We start from the raw sequence: 18351 nt of genomic DNA on the forward strand, positions 1-18351 counted from the left end.
CGCCCACGGCGCAGCGTTTCGGTCGAGGCGGCTCCTGGGGGGGCTCGCCGCGCCGCGATCCCGGAGTACGGCGCGCTGGAGGGCCATCCCCTACATCTGGAGCGAGCGGTTGGCGAGGTGTTCGGAGCTTGCAGACGCCGGCGCGCCCCGGGTAGCCTAGGACCGTGCTCTTGACGTCAGGTGGTAGGGCGCCGCGAACGGCGCCAGGAAACCGTGAGCGATGCTGAGCCGCGAGCGAGCCATGCGTGTTCGAGGACTTGCTCTGGCCGCCGCAGCGGCGCTGTGCGTCGCGCAGCCGGCGCCGGCGCGTGCACAATCGCAGCCATTCGGCCCGGTCACCCTCTATGAGCCCACCATCGACACGCTGCCGGAGGTCGAGGGGACCGGCCTCTGCGCCGCATCGGCCCTGTCCGACAACGTGGATAGGGATTTCTACGTGCCCCTCCCCAGGGACGACCCTGGCGAGCGTCTGGCTTATAACGACAAGGTCAATGCGTTCATCACCAGCAAGAACGGCGATGTCGTGGCAGGGTATCGCGAATACGTCGTTCGGACCGTCCTGGATCTCAGCAACAACAACAGCGACGTTGATGATGATCAGAACCCGATCGAAGAAGGCCCGCTGAGCTACGGCGACTTCACCGGACTGATGTCGACGACGTGCCAGGAGGGCGGGTGCGACTTCCCCTGGAACAGCCACGGCACCAGCCAGCCGTTCGGCTCCAGGCTCCGCGGGTTCTTGCTCGTCCCCGAGGACATCGTGGGTCGAACCGTTCATATCGGTTTCTACGCCGACGATGCGATAAGCCTCACCTTCTGGGACAAGCTCAACGGCGTGAAGCCCGTCATGGTCCGTCCGGCGCGGCTCGGCCTTCCGACATGGCGCCTCACGAACACCGTCATCTTCGAGAAGCCAGGCCTGTACCCGCTCGAGATCCTCTACGTCGAGATCGCCGAGCACGCGGCACTCGAGATGTCCTACTTCGTTGGCGAGTTCGAGGACTTCGAGCTCGGCGCGCGGGTAGAAGGCAGCGAGAGCCTCAAGGCGGCTAACTTTTCCCTCTTCCAACCCGCGCAGTTCTTCCAGACGCTGAGCGGGTCGCCGTCGTTCCCCGATCTCGACCAGTGCCAGCAGTGCAATCGCCAGTTCGCCGGCCAGGCCGGGACCAACGGCTGTCCTGGAAGCTACTATTGCAATGAGGCGGCCCTGTGCGCCCCGTGTGACACCGCACAATTCTGCGGCGAATCCTGCTCGGCCTGCACGGGCGACACGCTGTTCTGCATCAACCTGGAGGGCAGGGCTCAGTGCGGCGAGTGCCGCACCAGCGCCGACTGCCGCGACGGCTTCAGCTGCGACCCCGAGACGCACGAGTGCGAGGAGGAGAACGAGTGCGAGACCGACGCGGACTGCCTGCGCGGCAAGATCTGCGTCGATCACACATGCGTCGTGTGCGACACCGCCGACCGGTGCGCCGGCAACTCGTGCAACTGCTGTCCCAACGGCATCAACGGCACGCAGATGGACTGCGCGGCCGTCGAGCCTGGCGGCGACCCGATGTGCGTCGAGTGCCTCGAGGACGCGCAGTGCCCCGCCGGCAAGCGCTGCCACACGCCGACCGGCCACTGCGTCGACGCCATCCCGGAGAACGCGCAGCCCAACTGCTGCGGCGAGGGCTGCGTCGACTGCGCCCATCCCGAGGATCCGAACGATCCGCAGACGCCGCCGGTGGATTTCTGCCTCCCGGGGCCCATCGGGACGGCGTGCGCCGCGTGCCGCAACGACATGGACTGCGCCGAGGGCCAGTACTGCCTGAGCGGCGAGTGCAAGGAGTGCGTCAAGGACCGGCGCTGCGGGCTGCGGTGCGATAGCTGCGGCGACGACACGCCGTTCTGCTTCGGCCAGTTCGCCGAGACCGCGACCTGCGTGCGCTGCACCTCGGACGAGCAGTGCGCCGGCACGACCTGCAACCCCGAGACGCACGCGTGCGAGCCGGGGTGCATGGCGACCTGCGCCGAGGACACCCCGTTCTGCGACGGCGAGAAGTGCGTCGAGTGCTACGCCGACACCCAGTGTCCCTGCGGCAACACCTGCGATCTCGCGACCAACACGTGCGACATCTCCTGCAAGTCGAACGTCGACTGCCTCGGCAACGAGCACTGCCGCTGGACCGACGAGGCGGACGCCAAGGAGTGCGCGCTCGGCCCGATGCCCGACAACGTCGCGTGCGGCGGCACCCTCGCCGAGATCTGCAGCGTCTCGGTCGTCGGCCAGAAGGGCGGCGACCCGCGGCCCGCCGGGCTGCTCGCCCTCGCGGCGCTGGCCCTGCTCGAAAGAAAGCGCCGGCGGAGCCGCGGAGGTGTCTCGTGAGAAGGCGCTCGTCTCTCCTCGCTCCGCTCCTCGCGCTCCTCGCGCTCTCCCCGCTGCTCGCCGGGAGCCCCGCGCTCGCCGAGGAGGGGCGCTTCGACGCGCAGGTCTTTCGCCCGGCGGCCGCGCCGCGCGACCTCGTGATGGTCCAGAAGTCCGAGGTCATCGGGAACCTCTCCCCGACCGTCGGCCTCTACAGCGACATCGCGGCCGACCCGCTCGTGCTCTTCGTCGCGGGCGACGACACGAAGCAGGCGGTCAACGCCATCACCGGGCGGCTCGAGCTCGCGCTCCTCGCGGGCATCGGCTTCTTCGACGTCTTCGACGTCACGATGACCATGCCGCTCATCCTCTTCCAGGAGGGCGGCAACCTCCGGCGCTTCGGCACCGAGGGCTCGGTCAAGAGCTCCACGGTCGGCGATCTCCGCCTCTCGACGAAGGTCTCGCTCCCGTACCTGAACCGGAAGGAGCAGGTCAAGGAGGGGTTCGGGATGGCGATCGCGGGCAACCTCAACTTCCCCACGGGCGACCAGAACGCGTTCGCCAGCGACGGCGCGCTGAGCGGCGGCGTGACGCTGATCGGCGACTACCGCTTCAACTTCGGGCTGCTCCTCGCGGCGAACGCAGGCATCTGGCTCAGGCCCGACAACCAGTTCGCGGGCGTCCGCGTCGGCGACATGGCGCAGTTCGGCGTGGCCGCCGAGCAGTACGTCGTGCAGCGCTGGGGCCTCTCGGTCATCGGCGAGGTGTACGGCTACCCCTCGCTCACCGGCTACCCCGATGATCCCGGGCAGATCCCCGCGGAGGCGCTCCTCGGCCTGCGCTGGCAGACCAAGCACGGCATCACGATCACCTTCGGCGGCAGCTTCGGCGCGGCCTGCGGCTTCGGCGCGCCGGCGATCCGCTTCTTCAACGTCATCACATGGCAGCCGAAGACCTCGCAGGAGCAGGAGGAGATCAACCGCCTGCAGCAGCGCGACAACGACGATCCGGATCGCGACGGGCTCATCGGCGCGGCGGACCGCTGCCCCGACGTGCCGGGCAGCCCCGAGAACTTCGGCTGTCCGGACCTGGACACCGACGGCGACGGCTTCTTCGATCGCGACGACCAGTGCCCCGACAAGCCCGCCGGCCCGCACGGGAAGAACGGCTGCCCGCTCGCCTTCGTCAAGGGCGACGAGATCGTGATCACCGAGCAGGTCCATTTCGCGACCGACAGGGACATCATCCTCGAGGACTCGAACCCCACGCTCGAGGCCGTCGCGCAGGTGCTGATCGACAACCCGGACATCCGCGAGGTGCGGATCGAGGGCCACACCGACGTGCGCGCGACCGACCTGTACAACATGGCGCTGTCCCAGCGCCGCGTGGCCAGCGTCATGGCGTACCTCATCGCGAAGGGCGTCGACCCGTCGCGGCTCCAGGCGGTCGGCTACGGGCACACGCAGCCCATCTACGACGACACCGGCTGCACCGGGCCGGACGCGCAGCTCTCGCCCGACTGCCAGTTCATGACGTCGAAGAACCGGCGCGTGGTCTTCCGCATCCTGCGCTACGGCCCCGCGGGGGCGAAGCCGCTCACCGGGGCGCCCGAGGGGACCGAGCAGATCCTGCCGTCAGGCGGGGTGCTGCCGCAGAAGTCGCAGGGCACGCTGCCGACCCAGGGCACGTTGCCCGGGCAGGGGGTCCTCAAGCCGAACGTGCTGCCGAGCGGTGGATCCAGCCTTCCGCCGGCCGGTGGCGTGCCGGGCGGGGCGGCTCCGCTGCCCAACCGGCGTGACGCGGGGGGGCTCCCGAGCGGTACGAAGGTTCTGCCGAAATCCGGCACGCCAGGGCCGGCGCCCTCGTCGTCGGGCCAGCCGCCGGCGGCGCCGCCTGCTCCGCAAAAGTAGGAATCCGCGCTCTCGGGCGTTCAGGGCGTGCCGAGTCGCCCGGCTCGTGAGAGGGAATCCGCCGCGCGGCGGACTCCCTCTCACGGAGCCTACGGCCGCCGCCTCATGCGACCAGGGCAACCCGGTGACAGCACCAGGGGAGGCGGAGAGCCTCGAACAAGGTATCCGTGGTTCAGGACCGGTCGCTGCGCGAGATCCCGTGAGCCGTCGCATCGGCTTCGAGGAGACACCGCCGTGCGTCGGGCGCCGGCTGAATCGCCGTTGATCCTCGGTGTCCCGGCAGCGCCGGGACAGAGGCGCTCACTTCTTCGGCGGGGGCTTCACGGGCGCCGCCGGGGTCGAGGGCTTGGCCGACGAGGGCGGGGTGGGAGAGGAGGGCGGCGTAGCCGAGGCGGGCGGGGTGGGGGAGGAAGGCTTGGCCGACGACGCCGGCGAAGGCTTCGACCCGGGCTTGCCAGGCTTGGCCGGAGGGGCCGAGGCGGCGGGCGCGGGGGTCTCCTCGTAAGGCTCGTCGGACGCAGGCTCAGCCGGATCCGCAGGGGGCGCCTCGGGCTCGGCGGGCGCCGCCGAATCGGCGGGCTTGTTCGCCGGATGCAACGTCAGCGGCTTCGCCTCTCCATCCGTGCGGCGGACCCAGATCACCGCGGTGCCGCTCGCGACGCTCGCGTACCGGCCGTCCTCGGTGCGGATCTCCTCGTTGACCGCCTCGATGACCGCATCGCCGCCCACGGCGCACGCGGCCTTGCGGAGCGACTCGAGGCGCTCCGCCTCGGTCCGGGCCTCGGGATCGCTGGCGATGGGCTGGAGGCGATGGTACTCGCGATCGGGGAGCTGGCCCGCCGGCACGACGTGCATGTCGCTGCAGAACTCACCGGAAGGCGTGCGTTTGTCTCGGAAGGCGGTGCTGCAACCGGCGATCAGCGCGGCACCCAGTGCGGCCGCGAGGAGGAGGCGCTGCATGCTGCCTTCTTACCAGCGATGCGACGCACGATGCAAACCCCACGCATCTCGAGCGACGCTGACGCGCAGCGCAGGACCCTCCCGGTGCGACGACCACCACCTTTCCGTCGTCCAGGCGCACCTCCGCTCGGAATGTTCCGATCCCGTGAACGCCTGGCGATATGCTCGCGGCGATGCGGCAGCTCGTACGCCCCTCTCCGCTCGTCCTCCTCGGCGCGGCGCTCGTCACGGTGCTCGCGACCGCGTGCGGCGCGCCCGCGACGCCGCACGCCGCCGCTCCGGACAGCGCCGCCCCCGCCCAGGCGAGCGCCCCGGACGCCGCCGCGTGCCTCGCGGCCGCCACCGCGAAGCGGGAGGGACGCGCCGATGAGCCGCCGCGGCTCGGCGTGAAGCACATCCTCGTCCGCCACGCCGGCGCCGAGCGCGCCGAGGGCGCGACCCGCACGCGCGAGGAGGCATGCCTGCGCGCGATGGAGGCGCGCGACAAGATCCGCGGCGGCGCCGACTTCAGCGAGGTGGTCGCGGCGTACAGCGAGGAGGCGGGCGCGGCGTCGCGCGGCGGCTCCCTCGGCACCATCGAGCGCGCCGACGTCCTGCCGCCGTTCGCGGACGCGGCGTTCGAGCTCGACATCCATCAGCTCAGCGACGTCGTGGAGACGCGCTATGGATTCCACGTGATCTTCAGGACGGAATAGCGCTCCTGCGCGACAGGCCCGCTCCTGTCGGGGCCCTCTTTCCCTCCAGAAACAAGGTGCATGCGTCACCCAGGGTGCGCGCGCCTGTAACAAGGTGCGTGCGTCACGCAGGGCGCGCACCGCGCCTCCCGCGCGAGGGTTGCGTTCCCGGCGGAGGCGCAGCATGAAGCACCCATGCGCGCCCACAAGCTCTTCGCTGCCTTTGCCGTGATGATCGCCTCGCCAGCGCTGCTGATCGCGGCGTGCAAGTCCAGCGACGATCCCGAGGAGGTCGCCCCCGCGCCGGCCGACGTCACCGCGCCTCCCGCGCCGACGCCGCTTCCCGCGGCCACCGGGACCGTGCCGGCCGCGACCCCGACCCCGGCCGCGCCACCCGCGACCGCGAAGGCGTCGCCAGCGCAGCCCGCCGCCGCGGGAGCGAAGGCGGACGCGGGCGCGGGCGCGGCCACGGACGGCGGCGCGCCGACGGACGCGGGCGCGCCGGCGACGCCCGACGCGGGCGCGCTCTCGAGCAAGCTCGCGGCGTGCGCCGCCAAGTGCCAGTCGATCCTCCAGACCTGCCTCACGCCGAAGTTCCCCCCGGACGGCGGTCTGCCCAGGATCGAGAACCCGACGGCGTGCCAGGAGTCGTTCGACTCCTGCCGCACCGCCTGCGCGCCGTAGCGCTCGCTCCGCCTCCCGCGCCGTGGCGCTCGCACCGCCTCCCGCGCCGTAGCGCCCGACCTCGCGCGGCGCAGCGCCAGCGTGGCGCGCGCCTACCGCGGCGCGCCCGCCGTCGCGCCCGGCAGCGTCACCCGGAAGAGCGCGCCGCCGGCCGCCCCGGTCGTCACGGAGATGTCGCCGCGCATCGCCTCGACGAGGTGCTTCGCGATCGAGAGGCCGAGCCCGCTGCCGCCCGACGCGCGGGAGCGCCCCGGATCCACGCGGTAGAACCGCTCGAACACGCGCCCCTGGTGCACCGCGGGGATGCCGTGGCCGTCGTCCTCGATCTCCAGGAGCACGCGCCCGTTCGCGCTCCGCGCGCGCACCACGACGCGCGAGCCGTCCGGCGTGTGCTGGATCGCGTTGTCGACGAGGTTCGTCAGGATCTGGTCCAGCGCGCGCGGATCCGCCGTGACGAGCGTGCCGGGCGCCACGTCGACCTCCACCTCGGTCCCCTTTTCCTGCGCGCGCCCGCGCAGGAGCGCGACAGCCGCCTCGGCCTGCGCCGCGAGGTCGAGCGAACCCTGCGACAGCGGCCGCTCGCGCCCCTCGATGCGCGACAGATCGAGCAGGTCGTTCACGAGCCGGTGCAGCCGCGCCGCGTTGCGCTCGATCACCTCGACGAAGTCCCGCGCCGCCTCCGGGTCGTCGAGCGCGCCGCCGAGGAGCGTCTCGCTGCTCGCGCGGATCGACGCGACCGGCGTGCGGAGCTCGTGCGACGCGTTGGCGATGAAGTTGCGCTGCAGCCCCTCGATCCGCCGCAGCTCCGTCACGTCGAAGAAGACGGCGACGACCCCCGCCGCGCCGCGGCTCTGCGCCGGCAGCGCGAGCGGCGCCGCGTTCACGACGAGGATCCTCCGACCCGGGGGCCCCGCCGCCCCCGGCGTCGCGGGCGCGATCTCGATCTCGCGCGTCGCCGCCGCGCGCGCGAGCGCGACCTCCTCGAGCAGCTCGTGCAGGCCCGCCGAGCGGAGCACCTCGATCGGCGGGCGGCCGACCGCGTCCCCGCGGATGCCGAGGAGCTGCGAGAGCGCCTGGTTCACGAGCGAGATGTCGCCCCGCTCGTCCGTCACGAGCACGCCCTCGCGCATCGACTCGAGCACCGCGCCGAAGCGCTCGCCCTCGCCCCCGAGCTCGCGCCGCGAGCGCTCCAGGCTCTCGGCGAGATCGTCCAGCGCGCCGCCGAGCGCGGCGATCTCGTCGCGCCCCTGCACGCGCGCGCGCCGGCTCAGGTCGCCGCGCATCTCCCGCGCGACGCCGGTGAGGTACACGAGCCGACCGGAGAGCGCGCCCGCCCCGACGAGCGCCGCGCTCACGGCGAGCGCGAGGGCGAGCCACGTGCCCTGCACCACGCGCGCGTGGGCGGCGGACAGGCTGCGATCGATCGCGACCGGCTCGAACGCGAGCCGCACGATCCACGGGCCGTCCGGCCGATCGAGCCGCTGCGCGGCGTAGAGCATCCGCATCTGCGTCGTCCTGCTCACGCGCTCGCTGCGCCCGACGCCGTGGTGCCGCGCGTCGGCGACCTCGTCGCGCGTCGCGTGCGGATCGAGCGCTCCGAGCCGCTCCGGCGCCACCGACGAGTCGCCCCGCACCACGCCCGCCGGATCGATCAGCGTCACGCGCGCGCCGGCGCGCTCCGACAGCGTCGCCGCGAGCGCGGTCGCCTCGGCCGCGAGGTCGCCCGCCCGCGCGACCGACTCGGCGACGAGCGCCGTCCGCACCGCCAGATCGGCCTCCGTGTGCTGCCCGAGCTCCGCTCCGAGCGTCTTCACGACGTAGCCGTCGAACACCACCGCCGCGAGGACCGCGATCCCCACGGCGAACGCGATGAGCTTGCTTCGAATACCCATGTCACCCGCGCGCGCCCGGTGCGCGACGCGCCACATGCGTGCCGCGCCCGGTGCGTGCCGCGCCACGTGCGTGGCGCGCGCCAAGATTCATGATGTTACCTGGTTTTGTCTGCCGCGTGACGACTCGTTGACGTGATGCGGGGAGACGGCTAAACGCCAGCCCCCATGGGACTGACCCGTGACGCGGTCTTCTTCGACGCGCTGGCCGACCATGCGCAGCGGAGCGTCGCCGCGAGCGAGCTCCTCCTGGAGATGCTCGACCGGCTCGACGACGCGCAGGCGTTCGCGAAGAAGATCTCGGACCTCGAGGACGAGGCCGACAAGATCACCCACGGATGCCTGGCGGCGCTGCACCAGACCTGGATCACCCCGCTCGACCGCGAGGAGATCCACGCCCTGATCACCCGCCTCGACGACGTGCTCGACTGCATCGAGGCGGCGAGCGTGCGGCTCGTGCTGTTCGAGATCGACAGCCCGCTCCCCGAGGCGCGGCAGCTCGCGCAGGCCGTGGTCGAGTCGTGCACCGTCATGAGCTCGGCCATCCAGGCGCTCAGGGACATCAAGCGGCAGCCGAACCTCCTCGAGCTCTGCGTCGAGATCAACAAGCTCGAGAACAAGGCGGACGGGCACTACCGCACCGCGCTGGCGGCGCTCTTCAGGAAGGGGAACGACCCGCTCCTCGTGATGAAGTGGCGCGACATCTATGACCTTCTGGAGAACGCGACGGACCGCTGCGAGGACGTCGCGAACATCATTGAAGGCATCGTGCTCGAGCACGCATGACCACCTACATCCTCCTCATCATCGCGATCGCGTTGGTGTTTGATTACATCAACGGCTTTCACGACGCCGCGAACTCGATCGCGACCGTCGTCTCGACGCGCGTCCTGTCGCCGCGCACCGCGGTGCTCTGGGCGGCCGTCTTCAACTTCATCGCGTTCGCCCTGTTCGAGCCCACGGTCGCGCGCAACATCGCGAAGGGCGTCGAGCCGGGGTTCATCACCCCGAACGTCATCCTGGGCGGCCTGCTCGGCGCGATCGTCTGGAACCTGCTCACCTGGTGGTGGGGGCTGCCGTCGTCGTCGTCGCACGCGCTGATGGGCGGCTTCGCGGGGGCGGCGGTGAAGAGCGCTGGGCGCCTGTCGGTGCTCGACGCGACCGTCTTCGGCAAGACGGCGGCCTTCATCCTGGTGTCGCCCCTGCTCGGCGCCATCATCGGCTACTCGCTCATGCGCGCGATCCAGCTGCTCGCGCGCAACTGGACGCCGGGGAAGGTGAGCTCCCGGTTCCGGCGGCTGCAGCTCCTCTCCGCGGCCGCCTACTCGCTCGGGCACGGCGGCAACGACGCGCAGAAGACGATGGGCATCATCACGGCGCTGCTCATCTCCGCGGGCGTGCAGGGGGGCGGCCACGACCCGAAGCCGATGCTCTGGGTCGTGCTCGTCTGCCACGCCGCGATGGGCCTCGGCACGCTCTCCGGCGGCTGGCGCATCGTGAAGACGATGGGCATGAAGATCACGAAGCTCAAGCCGGTGGGCGGCTTCGCGGCCGAGACGGCCGGCGCGGCGACGCTGTTCAGCGCCACGGCGCTCGGCATCCCCGTGAGCACGACGCACACGATCACGGGCGCCATCGTCGGGGTCGGCGGCGCGAGCGGGCGCCTCTCCACGGTCCGCTGGGGCGTCGCCGGCCGCATCGTCTGGGCCTGGATCTTCACGATCCCCGCCTCGGCCATCCTCTCCGCGACCATCTACACCATCGCGCGCCTCCTCAGCGGCCAGCCCTGACCGCGCCGCCGGGCGCGGCGTCGCGTGAGCGAGGCGCCGCCGGGCGCGGCGTCGCGCGAGCGAGCCCGGCGAGCGCCCCCGGCCCGCGGCCAGAGGGCTTACGGAGCGCGCGGCGGGCCCCATAGCGCGCCCATGCGGGTGCTGGTGACGGGGGAGACGGGGTCCCAGGGCGGGGCGATCGCGCGATCTCTGCTCGCGCGCGGGCACCGCGTGCGCGCCCTGAGCCGCAGGCCCGGCGATCCCGCCGCGGCGCGGCTCATCGAGCTCGGGGCCGAGATCGTCCACGGCAGCCTCGACGAGCCCCGCTCGGTCACGCGCGCGGCGGCCGGCGTCGACGCCGTCTTCGTCGCTGGCGCGCCGAGCGAGGGCGGGGCCGACGCCGAGGTGCGGCACGGGCTCGTCGTCGCCGAGGCGGTCAAGGCGGCGGGCGGGGCGCACCTCGTCTACACGTCGGTCGCGGGCGCCGATCGGGGCACGGGCATCCCCCACTTCGAGGGCAAGGCGGCCGTCGAGCGGACCATCGCCGCCCTCGGCGTGCCGTGCACGATCCTCGGGCCCGTCTACCTCATGGAGAGCCTGCTCGCGCCCGCGTCGCTCCACGCCCTCCGGCGCGGCGTGTACGCCGTCCCGCTCCCCGGGGGCTGCCCGCTCCAGCAGCTCGCGACGGACGACATGGCGCGGTTCGCGGCGCTCGTGATCGAGCGCCGGCGCGACTTCCTCGGGCAGCGGATCGAGCTCGCCTCCGACGAGCTCACCGGCGCCGAGGCCACCGCGGCGCTCTCCCGCGTGGCCGGCCGCGAGATCCGCTACGCCGAGGTCCCGCTCGCCGAGGTCCGCGCGCGCAGCGAGGACCTCGCCGCCCTGTTCCGCTGGCTCGCGCGCCGCGGCCACGGCGTCGACCTCGCCGCGCTCCACGCCGCCTACCCGGAGATCGGTTGGCGGCGGTTCGAGGACTGGGCGCGCGAGCACCTCGCGGGCGCGCTGACCCGCGCGGTCGCCTGAGCCGGCGCGCCCGAGCCGGCGCGGCTCAGCCGGCCGGCGTGGGCGCGCGGCTCGGCCGGGCGCCCCCGAGGCTGATGAAGTGGTCGAGGATCCAGGTCTTGAAGCGCTGCAGGTCGAGCCGGTCGAGCAGCGGCAGGAACGCGCGCTCGACGCCGTCCTCGCGCCGGATGGAGGCGAAATCCAGCACGCCGACGTCGTTCGCGGCGAGCACGTACGGCATCACCTCGGTGCGCCCCTCGTCGAACGCCGACAGGAGCAGCGACCCCTTCAGGAAGGCGGCCGACACGTCGAGGAACGCGGGGCGGATGCCGCGGATGTACCGGCTGAACGGCTCGGCGATCACGCGCTTGTCCGGCGCGTCGCGGAGCCCGGCGCCCTCGAGCTGGTGCTTCAGGAACTCGCTCGCCGACATGCCGGGGTGCTCCTTGCGGCGGCGCTCGGCCTCGTAGCCCTCGGCCACGATCACGAGCGCGTAGTCGGCGCGCCCGAGGCCCTCGGCGAGCTCGGCCAGCACGTCCTGGGGGAAGCGGAAGAAGGGGAGCACGATGAGGTGCGCCCGCGCCGCCACCGCGCAGTGCAGCGCGTGCCGCCCGCTGCGGTTGCCCATCATCTCGAGGATGTAGATGCGCTTGTGCGTGTACGCGTCCTCGTAGAGCCCGCGCGCGATGGTCGCGCCCGTCTCCACGCCGGACAGGAAGCCGATCGCGCGATCGCCCTCCAGGTCGTTGTCGATGGAGACGTTGACGAAGCCGGCCTGCGGGCGCACCTCGAACTCCTGGAGCCACGCCTTGATGCCCTCGAACGTGCCGTTGCCGCCGACGCAGATGAGGTGCGTGAACCCCTGCTCCTTGAACTTCGCGGCGGCCTGCTTGCGCTTCTCGCGCTCGAGGAACCCGGTGTATCGCTCGGTCCGGAAATCGCTGCCGGCGTCGAGCACGCGGCGCCCCATCGAGCGCGCCGGGATGCCCTGCGCGAGCAGGGCGTAGCGCTGGCGGCGGCTCATGATGAGGCGCTCGAATTGCGGCTGGGCGCGCGCGTCCGCGGTCAGGGAGCGGAAGCCCTCGGTCGCGGCCCACACCTCGTAGCCTCGCCGCGCCGCCTCCTCGGTCAGCGCGACAGCGACCGAGGAGTAGCCGGGGGCATTGCCGCCGTCGAAGACGAGCAGCAGGCGCTTGTCCGATGCCGGAAGGGTGTCGGGACGTCCGAACTCGACGATGCTGGTCATGGCGCCGGCCTTCTACCATGCGGCGCCGCGGGTGGCCGAGCGATTGTCACGCGTTCGATGCGGTCGCCCGACGACGCCGGGCGTCGAGCGACCGTGCCGCGCCGCGCGGCGTTGAACGACGGCGCCGCGCAGCGAGGTGGCGGTCGACGACGGCGCCGCGCAGCGACGCGGCGGTCGACGACGGCGCCGCGCAGCGACGCGGTGGTCGACGACGGCGCCGCGCAGCGACGCGGTGGTCGACGACGGCGCCGCGCAGAGACGCGGCGACGCCGCGTCGATCAGCCCGTGTTCCGCATGCCGGCGGCGATGCCGTTCAGCGTGAGCAGCAGCGATCGATCGCACCCGGAGTCGCCGCCGCGGCTCGCCCGCAGGAGCTCGACTTGCAAGAATGAAAGGGGGTCGACGTAGGGGTTGCGCAGCGAGATGGACCGCTGGAGCGTCGGGTTGCCCTCGAGCAGCCGCCGGTTGCCCGTGAGCCGCTTGAGCCACGAGCGCGTCCGCCGGTACTCCGCGATGATCCGCGGCGCGACCGCCTTGCGCGCGGCGGCCGGCGCGAGCTCGGCGTAGTCCGCGAAGATCGTCATGTCGGCCTTCGCGAGCACCATCTCCACGTTGTCGATGACCGCACGGAAGAACGGCCACGACGCCATCATCTCCTTCAGCAGCTCCGCGCCCTCGGGGCGCTGGCCCATCGCCTCGAGCCCGCTGCCGACGCCGTACCAGCCCGGGAGGATCGCCCGGTTCTGGGTCCACGCGAAGACCCACGGGATCGCGCGCAGCGACTCCAGGCCGCCCGCGCGCCGCTTGCTCGGGCGCGAGCCGAGCGGCAGCCGCGCGATCTCGTCGATCGGGGTCACCGCCGTGAAGAACTCCACGAACCTGGGCTCCTCCCAGACGAGCTCCCGGTAGACGCGCCGCCCCGTCTCCGCGAGCTCGTCGAACGCCGCGGCGAAGCGCAGCTCGGACGCGGCCGGCGGCCGGGGCTGCGCGCCGAGCGTGTGGAGGACGACGCCGCTCAGCATGAGCTCCAGCGTGCGCATCGCGAGCTCGGGGCGGGCGTACTTGTGGTCGAGCGCCTCGCCCTGCTCCGTCGCCTTGTAGCGGCCGCCGACGCTGCCGGCCGGCAGCGCGAGCAGCGCCTGGTGCGCCGGGCCGCCGCCGCGCGCCACCGACTCGCCGCGGCCGTGGAAGACGCGCAGCGGCAGCTCCGCCTCCGCCGCGATCTTCGGCAGCGTCTCCTGCACGCGCCGGAGCGCCGCGCTCGCCGCGAGCAGGCCGACCTCCTTGCCGGAGTCGCTGTAGCCGATCATCACCTCCTGCACGCCGCGCGCGAGGACGTGCGGGCGGTACTGCGGGTGCGCGAGCAGCGCGCGCAGGATCCGCGCGCTGTCGTTCAGCGCGCCGAGCGACTCGAACAGCGGGACCACGTCGATGCGCGCGCACGATCGCGCCTCGTCCCAGAGCCCGGCGGCCCTCGCGCACTCGAGCGCGGCGAGGATGTCGTTCTCGCTCTGCGTCATCGACAGCACCAGCGTGCGGCACGCCGACTCGCCGCTGTCGCGCTGCGCGGCGGCGATGCGCTGGAGCGCCTCGAACACGCGGCGCGCCTCCGGCCCCATCTGCGCCGGCTCGACGCGGCCCGCGGCGACCTCGGCCGCCGCGGCGCGCGCGTCCTCGGCGGGGGCGCGCATCTCGAGCTCCGCGAGCGCGAACCCGAGCGCGCGCACCTGCGAGAGCAGCGCGCGGGCGCGCCGCTCGCCCGACCGCGCGCTGCCCGCGGCGCGGAGGCTGTCGGCGACCAGCGCGAGGTCGCGCTCGAGCTCCGCGGGCTCGCGGTACGGAACCGCGTGCGTCGGCTCCTCGGGGCGCACGAACGCGCGCCCCTCGAGCGCGGGGCCCTGCCCGTAGCGCGCGCGGGCCTCGGCGCGGCCGTGCTCGGCGTGCTCGAGCGTCGCGGTGAGGCGCGCCTCGATGAAGCGCAGCTTGCGGCGCCACGGCTCGCCCTCGGTGCGCGGGCCGAAGTGCGCGGCCACCTCGGGCATCGCGGCGGCGTCCTCCTCGATCGAGGCGAGCAGCCACGGCGGCGGCGTGACGTGCCGCAGCGACTGCGAGAGCGCGCCGCCGAGCTCGCGCGCCGCGCGGATGAGCCGGCGCAGACCCCGGATGCGGTAGGCGAACAGCGCGTCCTCGAGGACGGCGGGCACGACGAGCGGGTTGCCGTCCATGTCGGCGCCCACCCACGAGTGGATCCGGAGCGGCACGAACTCGGCGTCGAGCGGCTCGCCGTACGCGGCCTCGAACGCGCGCCCGATCGCGGCGGGGAGCTCGGGGAGCAGGTCCCAGAGGATCTCCTCGATGTACCAGGCGACGTTCTTCACCTCGTCGCCGACCGTGGGGCGATCGCGCCGGACCTCGTCGGTCTGCCAGAGCGCGGTGATCTCCTCGCGGATCTCGGCGAGCTTGCGCGCGGACTCCTCCGGCGTGAGGTGGCAGCGGTCGCGCTCCTCGAGGTTCTTCGCGATGCGGTAGAGCTTCTCGAGGACGGTGCGCCGCGCGGCCTCGGTCGGGTGCGCGGTGAGGGTGAGCGTCACGTCGAGCGACCGGAGCGCGGCGCGCACGCGCTCGGCGGGCACGCCGGCGTCCTTGAGCGTGCGCATCGCGGCCTCGAGCGAGCCGCGCTGCGGGCGCGCGCCGGGGTCGGTCAGGTACGCGCGCGCCCGGCGGATGCGGTGGTGCTGCTCCGCGAGGTTGACGAGGCGGAAGTAGACGGTGAACGCCCGGATGACGGGCTCGATACGATCGTGCGGCAGGCTCGCGAGCAGCTTGGTGAGCTCCGCGGCCGCGTGCGCGCGCCCGTCGCTGGGACCGCGACGGCGGCGGATGGCGAGCGTGCGGATGCGCTCCTCGATGGCGAAGAGCTCTTCCCCCTCCTGCTCGATCAGCACTTCACCGAGCAGGCGGCCAAGCAGGCGGACTTCTTTGCGAAGAGGTCGATCGACCTCACGTCGACGCGGCGGCATGGGCGCGAGCCTAGCGCGACGCGGCGTGAAACGGACCACCGAGTGTGGCCCGGGCGGACGGTCTGGCTGCCCCCGGGTGACCCCCGGGGGAGGGGCGCGGGCGGGCGGCGGTCGCGACCGACCCTCAGCCGAAAGATTTCACGTGAAGCTGTAACCGATGAATTTTGTTGACTGTTTGCGATCGCTTCGCCGCTTCGTCGCCCGGGTCGACGAGCACCGGCGGTGGGCCCCTGGGGGGGGCGGGTGCCGGGCGCCCGGGGTCCCCGGCGGCGCCCTGGTGGTCGCGGGTAGGCGCGAGCCCGCGCCCGGGCCGCCCTTTCGAAGCGCCGTCGAGGTCGTGTAGCCTCGAGCGGATGGCCGAGGACGTCTTCGGGATCGTCGGTACGACCCAGGGGGCGTTCACGGTGGAGCGGGTCGTCGCCGAGGGGGGGTTCGGCGTCGTGTACCGGGCTCACCACGAGGCGTTCCGGGCGCCGGTCGCGCTGAAATGCCTCAAGGTCCCGGGGACGTTGCCCGAGCAGCTCCGCGCGCAGTTCCTGGAGAAGTTCCGCGAGGAGGCGGAGCTCCTGTTCCGCCTCTCGGCCGCGATCCCGGCAGTCGTCCGGCCGCTGCACCACGACGTGATCTCGGCGGCGACCGGGGTCTTCGTGCCGTTCATCGCGCTGGAGTGGCTCGAGGGCGGCACGCTCGCGAGCCACATCGCCGCCCGCGCGGCGCAGCGGCAGCCGCCGCTGCCGCCGGTCGAGGCGATCCGGCTGCTCACGCCGGTGGCGCGGGCGCTCGAGGCGGCGCACCACTTCCCGGGGCCGAGCGGCCCCACGTGCGTCGTGCACCGCGACCTCAAGCCGGCGAACATCTTCCTCGCCCAGATCCACGGCGCGGAGGTCGTGAAGATCCTCGACTTCGGGATCGCCCGCGCCCGCGACGCCGCGACGGTCATGGCCGGACAGACCGCCACCACGTCGGGCGGCCTGTCGACGGCGTTCACGCCCGCGTACGGCGCGCCCGAGCAGTGGGCGCCGAAGCGCTTCGGCAAGACCGGCCCCTGGACGGACGTCTGGGGGCTCGCTGTCACCGTGGTCGAGGCGCTCGCCGGCCGCGAGATCATCGCCGGTGACCACGTCGCGATGATGGGGACGGTGCTCGACGAGAAGCGCCGTCCGACGCCGAGGAGCGAGGGCGTGCTCGTGCCCGAGGCGCTCGAGGGCGTCTTCCGGCGGGCGCTCGCGGTCGATCCGCGCGATCGCTACCGCGACGTCGGGGCGTTCTGGGACGAGGTCGAGCAGGCGCTCGGGCTGCCGCGGAGCGCGCCGCCGATCGCGCTGCCCGGTCGCTCCCAGGCGCCGCCCGCCGCCCGCGCCTCGGTGTCGCCCGCGGCGCCGAGGTCGACGCGCGCGCTGGATCTGCCGGGCCCGGGCCTGACGGCGCAGGCCGCGTTCGCGGACATGGCCACGCAGGAGATCGATCTGCCCGAGCGCGGCGCCCTGCCGGAGCGCGGCGCCGGTCGCCTTCCTCCGTCGCCGCACGGCGCCTCGCCCCACGGGCTCCCGCGCGGCCTCCCGTCGCACAGCCTGCCCACCGAGCCGGTCGTGCCGCTCGCGCTCGACTGGTCTCCGCCGGCGCCCGCGCCCTTCGCGAGGCCGTCCCACGCGCCGTCGAGGATGCCGCCGCCGTTGATGGATCGCGCGCCCGCGCGCCAGAGCCTGAGCACGGCGGAGCTCATGGAGATGTTCGCCTTGCCGGTGCGGCTCGCGGGCGCGGGCGTCCTCATCACGCTCGTGGATCTCGGGGCCGCGTCGCTGCTCTTCGAGGGGCAGCGCGTCGAGGTGGGGCCGTTCAAGCTCCTCTATCTCGCGGTGGGGCTCGTGGTCCTCGGGATCGGGATCGCGGTGTTCCGGCTGTTCGCGTCGGATCGCTAGCGCGGCGCATGGCGGTGAGATCGCAGGACCTCGGCGACGCGCGGTGGGACGATGTGCGCCTCTTCCTGGCCGTCCACCGGCACGGGAGCCTGGGTCAGGCGGGCGCGCGGCTCGGCCTCGACACCTCGACGGTGAGCCGCCGCCTGACGGCGCTCGAGGCGTCCCTCGGCGCGCGCCTCTTCGATCGGACGCGCGAGGGCCTCGTCCCCACGCGCATCGCCGAGCTCGTGCTGCCCGCGGCCGAGGCGATGGAAGCGGCGCACCGGCGCCTCGCGCGCGACGCCACGGGCGCGGAGTCGGACGCGGAGGGCGTCGTCCGCGTGAGCACCGCGCCGGGGTTCGCGGATGTGTTCGTCGCGCCCGCGCTGGTGCGCCTCCGCGCGCGCCACCCCCGGATCCGGATCGAGCTGGACGCGTCCGTGCGCGTGCTCGATCTCACCCGGCACGAGGCGGACATCGCGCTGCGCTCGGTCCGTCCGGAGGGCGCCGACCTTGTCGTGACGAAGCTCGCCTCGGCCCGCTGGGTCGCCGCGGCCTCCAGGGAGCTCGTGAAGGACGCCGGCCGCGTCGCGTCGTGGGACGCCCTGCCGTGGATCGCGTGGGACCGCGATCTCGGCAGCTTCCCGGCCGCGCGCTGGCTCGCGCGCCACGCGCCCGGGGCGGACATCGCGCTGCGCACGAGCTTCTTCCTGTCCCAGCTCACCGCGGCGGAGACCGGGCTCGGCGCCTTGCTGGTCCCGGAGCCGTACATGCACGTGCGCGGGCTCGCGCCGCTGCGGTACGCGGCCGCGCTCGAGGCGAGCGCGGCGGACTGGCCGACGGACGATCTCTGGCTCGTCGGTCACCGCGCGCTGCGCGACGTCCCCCGCGTGTCCGCGGTGTGGGATTTCCTGATCGAGGAGCTCAGGTCGCGGTGAGCCGGGCGCCTCGC

Annotated in this window: 13 protein-coding genes; 9 read left to right on the plus strand and 4 right to left on the minus strand. The window is 73.2% G+C overall.

Going from position 1 to position 18351, the window contains the following annotated elements:
• Window positions 1–241 precede the first annotated feature (241 nt).
• Both traA and WME76_RS13935 read left to right on the plus strand, forming a co-directional pair.
• Window positions 242–2368: an outer membrane exchange protein TraA family protein gene (gene traA, locus WME76_RS13930; RefSeq protein WP_437960613.1), complete on the plus strand. Its 2127-nt coding sequence runs from the start codon at window positions 242–244 to the stop codon at window positions 2366–2368.
• Complete coding sequence (locus WME76_RS13935; protein WP_437960614.1) at window positions 2365–4257, plus strand: OmpA family protein; 1893 nt, start codon at window positions 2365–2367, stop codon at window positions 4255–4257. The genes traA and WME76_RS13935 overlap by 4 nt, the downstream gene beginning before the upstream one ends.
• 300 nt (window positions 4258–4557) lie before the next feature.
• Here WME76_RS13935 and WME76_RS13940 read toward each other — a convergent pair whose 3' ends face one another.
• Window positions 4558–5217 carry a hypothetical protein gene (locus tag WME76_RS13940; protein WP_437960615.1) on the minus strand — a complete coding sequence of 220 codons (660 nt, stop codon included), beginning with the start codon at window positions 5215–5217 and terminating at the stop codon, window positions 4558–4560.
• Between the two features lie 173 nt (window positions 5218–5390).
• On the opposite strand from WME76_RS13940, the gene WME76_RS13945 reads away from it, so the two are divergent.
• Together WME76_RS13945 and WME76_RS13950 are read left to right on the plus strand one after the other, a co-directional pair.
• Window positions 5391–5912 (plus strand): peptidylprolyl isomerase, encoded by a 522-nt coding sequence (locus WME76_RS13945; RefSeq protein WP_437960616.1) that lies wholly within the window; start codon window positions 5391–5393, stop codon window positions 5910–5912.
• Window positions 5913–6086: 174 nt separating this feature from the next.
• A complete protein-coding gene (locus WME76_RS13950; protein WP_437960617.1) occupies window positions 6087–6575 on the plus strand; it encodes a hypothetical protein in 489 nt (162 codons plus the stop codon).
• Between the two features lie 92 nt (window positions 6576–6667).
• On the opposite strand, the gene WME76_RS13955 is transcribed toward WME76_RS13950, so the two are convergent.
• Window positions 6668–8467, minus strand: a complete 1800-nt coding sequence (locus tag WME76_RS13955; protein WP_437960618.1) for a HAMP domain-containing sensor histidine kinase — start codon at window positions 8465–8467, stop codon at window positions 6668–6670.
• 165 nt (window positions 8468–8632) lie between these two features.
• Here WME76_RS13955 and WME76_RS13960 point away from each other — a divergent pair, with 165 nt between their 5' ends.
• The 3 genes from WME76_RS13960 to WME76_RS13970 all read left to right on the plus strand — a co-directional run bounded on the left by WME76_RS13960 (window position 8633) and on the right by WME76_RS13970 (window position 11256).
• Window positions 8633–9250: a DUF47 domain-containing protein gene (locus WME76_RS13960; protein WP_061609871.1), complete on the plus strand. Its 618-nt coding sequence runs from the start codon at window positions 8633–8635 to the stop codon at window positions 9248–9250.
• Window positions 9247–10254, plus strand: a complete 1008-nt coding sequence (locus tag WME76_RS13965; RefSeq protein WP_437960619.1) for an anion permease — start codon at window positions 9247–9249, stop codon at window positions 10252–10254. The genes WME76_RS13960 and WME76_RS13965 overlap by 4 nt, the downstream gene beginning before the upstream one ends.
• A 132-nt stretch (window positions 10255–10386) precedes the next feature.
• Window positions 10387–11256: an NmrA/HSCARG family protein gene (locus WME76_RS13970; RefSeq protein ID WP_437960620.1), complete on the plus strand. Its 870-nt coding sequence runs from the start codon at window positions 10387–10389 to the stop codon at window positions 11254–11256.
• 25 nt (window positions 11257–11281) lie between these two features.
• Here the strand turns inward: WME76_RS13970 and WME76_RS13975 are convergent, their stop codons facing one another.
• The gene (locus WME76_RS13975) at window positions 11282–12481 is read right to left on the minus strand and encodes a 6-phosphofructokinase (protein ID WP_437960621.1); all 1200 of its coding nucleotides are present in this window, start codon (window positions 12479–12481) and stop codon (window positions 11282–11284) included.
• Window positions 12482–12759: 278 nt separating this feature from the next.
• The gene (locus WME76_RS13980; protein WP_437960622.1) at window positions 12760–15501 is read right to left on the minus strand and encodes a phosphoenolpyruvate carboxylase; all 2742 of its coding nucleotides are present in this window, start codon (window positions 15499–15501) and stop codon (window positions 12760–12762) included.
• Between the two features lie 353 nt (window positions 15502–15854).
• Here WME76_RS13980 and WME76_RS13985 point away from each other — a divergent pair, with 353 nt between their 5' ends.
• Together WME76_RS13985 and WME76_RS13990 are read left to right on the plus strand one after the other, a co-directional pair.
• The gene (locus WME76_RS13985) at window positions 15855–17420 is read left to right on the plus strand and encodes a serine/threonine-protein kinase (protein WP_437960623.1); all 1566 of its coding nucleotides are present in this window, start codon (window positions 15855–15857) and stop codon (window positions 17418–17420) included.
• A gap of 8 nt (window positions 17421–17428) precedes the next feature.
• Complete coding sequence (locus WME76_RS13990; RefSeq protein WP_437960624.1) at window positions 17429–18337, plus strand: LysR family transcriptional regulator; 909 nt, start codon at window positions 17429–17431, stop codon at window positions 18335–18337.
• The last annotated feature ends 14 nt before the right edge of the window (window positions 18338–18351 follow it).

It is taken from the genome of Sorangium sp. So ce119 (assembly GCF_051524405.1).
Taxonomy (GTDB): Bacteria; Myxococcota_A; Polyangia; order Polyangiales; family Polyangiaceae; genus Sorangium; species Sorangium cellulosum_G.

Excerpts from the sequence above, each read along its gene's own strand:
- WME76_RS13990 (WP_437960624.1), top strand. The coding sequence starts at position 17,429 with ATGGCGGTGAGATCGCAGGACCTCGGCGACGCGCGGTGGGACGATGTG.
- WME76_RS13940 (WP_437960615.1), bottom strand. The coding sequence starts at position 5,217 with ATGCAGCGCCTCCTCCTCGCGGCCGCACTGGGTGCCGCGCTGATCGCC.
- traA (WP_437960613.1), top strand. The coding sequence starts at position 242 with ATGCGTGTTCGAGGACTTGCTCTGGCCGCCGCAGCGGCGCTGTGCGTC.
- WME76_RS13970 (WP_437960620.1), top strand. The coding sequence starts at position 10,387 with ATGCGGGTGCTGGTGACGGGGGAGACGGGGTCCCAGGGCGGGGCGATC.
- WME76_RS13965 (WP_437960619.1), top strand. The coding sequence starts at position 9,247 with ATGACCACCTACATCCTCCTCATCATCGCGATCGCGTTGGTGTTTGAT.
- WME76_RS13960 (WP_061609871.1), top strand. The coding sequence starts at position 8,633 with ATGGGACTGACCCGTGACGCGGTCTTCTTCGACGCGCTGGCCGACCAT.
- WME76_RS13950 (WP_437960617.1), top strand. The coding sequence starts at position 6,087 with ATGCGCGCCCACAAGCTCTTCGCTGCCTTTGCCGTGATGATCGCCTCG.
- WME76_RS13945 (WP_437960616.1), top strand. The coding sequence starts at position 5,391 with ATGCGGCAGCTCGTACGCCCCTCTCCGCTCGTCCTCCTCGGCGCGGCG.
- WME76_RS13985 (WP_437960623.1), top strand. The coding sequence starts at position 15,855 with ATGGCCGAGGACGTCTTCGGGATCGTCGGTACGACCCAGGGGGCGTTC.
- WME76_RS13980 (WP_437960622.1), bottom strand. The coding sequence starts at position 15,501 with ATGCCGCCGCGTCGACGTGAGGTCGATCGACCTCTTCGCAAAGAAGTC.
- WME76_RS13955 (WP_437960618.1), bottom strand. The coding sequence starts at position 8,467 with ATGGGTATTCGAAGCAAGCTCATCGCGTTCGCCGTGGGGATCGCGGTC.
- WME76_RS13975 (WP_437960621.1), bottom strand. The coding sequence starts at position 12,481 with ATGACCAGCATCGTCGAGTTCGGACGTCCCGACACCCTTCCGGCATCG.